Origin of the sequence: Pseudomonas lactucae, assembly GCF_016937615.1 — a bacterium.
GTDB lineage: Bacteria > Pseudomonadota > Gammaproteobacteria > Pseudomonadales > Pseudomonadaceae > Aquipseudomonas > Aquipseudomonas lactucae.
In genome coordinates, this window is sequence record NZ_JAFHKI010000229.1 from 1 (window position 1) to 1535 (window position 1535).

The window sequence follows — 1535 nt, forward strand, 5'->3', positions numbered from 1 at the left end:
TTTTAGTGCTTGGCGGCAGCCAGGATCAGGGCCTTCATCTCGGCCACCGCGCCTTTGAACCCGACGAACAGCGCATGCGCCACCAGCGCATGGCCGATGTTCAGCTCGTTGATGCCCTTGATCGCGGCCACGGCTTCAACGTTGTGGTAATGCAGGCCGTGGCCGGCGTTGACGATCAGGCCTTCGCCTAGCCCACAGTTCACGCCGTCGATGATGCGTTGCAGTTCATCGGCCACTTCAGTGGGCGTGGTGGCATCGGCATAACGGCCGGTATGCAATTCGATGGCCGGCGCGCCGACGCGGCGCGAGGCTTCGATCTGGCGCTCGTCGGCGTCGATGAACAGCGAGACTTCGCTGCCGATCCTCGACAGGCGCTCCACGGCGGCCTTGATCCGCGCCTCCTGGCCGGCAACATCCAGGCCACCTTCGGTGGTGAGTTCCTGGCGGGTTTCCGGCACCAGGCAAATGTGCGCCGGGCGAATGCGTTCGGCGAACGCCATCATTTCTTCGGTGACCCCCATTTCGAAATTCATGCGGGTTTGCAGCACATCCTTGAGCAGCAGCACGTCGCGTTCCTGGATGTGGCGGCGGTCTTCGCGCAGGTGCACGGTGATACCGTCGGCGCCCGCTTCTTCGGCATCCAGCGCCGCCTTGACCGGGTCCGGGTAACGAGTGCCCCGGGCCTGACGCAGGGTAGCGACGTGGTCGATGTTGACGCCAAGAAGAATGCGATTGCTGGTGGTCACGGAAGCGCTCCTGAAAAGGGAAAGAAACGGTGCACAGCATACACGGGGATGTCAGGGCTTTCGAAACAACTCGCGACTGACCAGCGGCCGTCCGCCCAGGTGCACGGCCAAGGCCTGGCGCATCAGGCGCTTGGCGGCCGACAACGCGCCGGGAGCCGACCAATCCGCTTCGCTCATGGCGAGCAATTCGGTGCCTTGGAACAGGCCCGGTTGCAGCAGGTGCACACGCTCCAGTCCCGCGTCGACTTGCAAACGGTACATGCCATCGGCGGCGATGGGCTCACCGTGCAAGTCGTTGGCGAGTTCGAAGCCATAGCCCAGGTCGTCGAGCAGGCGCCATTCGAAAGCCCGCAGCAGCGGCTCCAGCGGGCGCCTTCGGCCAGGGCCAGCAAGGTGGCGGCGTAGTGAGCGAAGACCGCCGGGTGCGGGTCTTCGGCGGGCAGCAGACGAATCAGCAGTTCGTTGAGGTAGAGGCCGCTGAACAACGCATCGCCGTTGAGCCAGGCCGACGTGCCGACGCTTTCCAGGCGGCCGACGTTTTTCAGCTCACCCTTGCCGCGAAACTCCACATCCAATGCAACGAACGGCCGCGCCAACGTACCCGCCTTACCCCGCGCACTGCGCAAGACTGCACGCAGGCGACCTTGGGGCGTGAGGAAATCCACCAGCGCGCTAGTCTCGCGATAGGCGCGGCTGTGCAGGACGTAGGCGAGTTGGCTGGGGGGTTGGGATTGGGACATGGGTTCTCTATCTTGAAAACAATACAAACCTAATGTGGGAGGGGGCTTG

1 protein-coding gene and 1 pseudogene are annotated in these 1535 nt (G+C 63.8%); both read right to left on the reverse strand.

All coding sequences use genetic code 11. From position 1 onward, the window contains the following. Window positions 1-2: 2 nt before the first annotated feature. Complete coding sequence (gene pdxJ / locus JWR98_RS28620) at window positions 3-746, reverse strand: pyridoxine 5'-phosphate synthase (protein ID WP_078731718.1); 744 nt, start codon at window positions 744-746, stop codon at window positions 3-5. Between the two features lie 51 nt (window positions 747-797). Next, a pseudogene (gene recO / locus JWR98_RS28625) lies at window positions 798-1486 on the reverse strand (DNA repair protein RecO). Window positions 1487-1535: the final 49 nt, after the last annotated feature.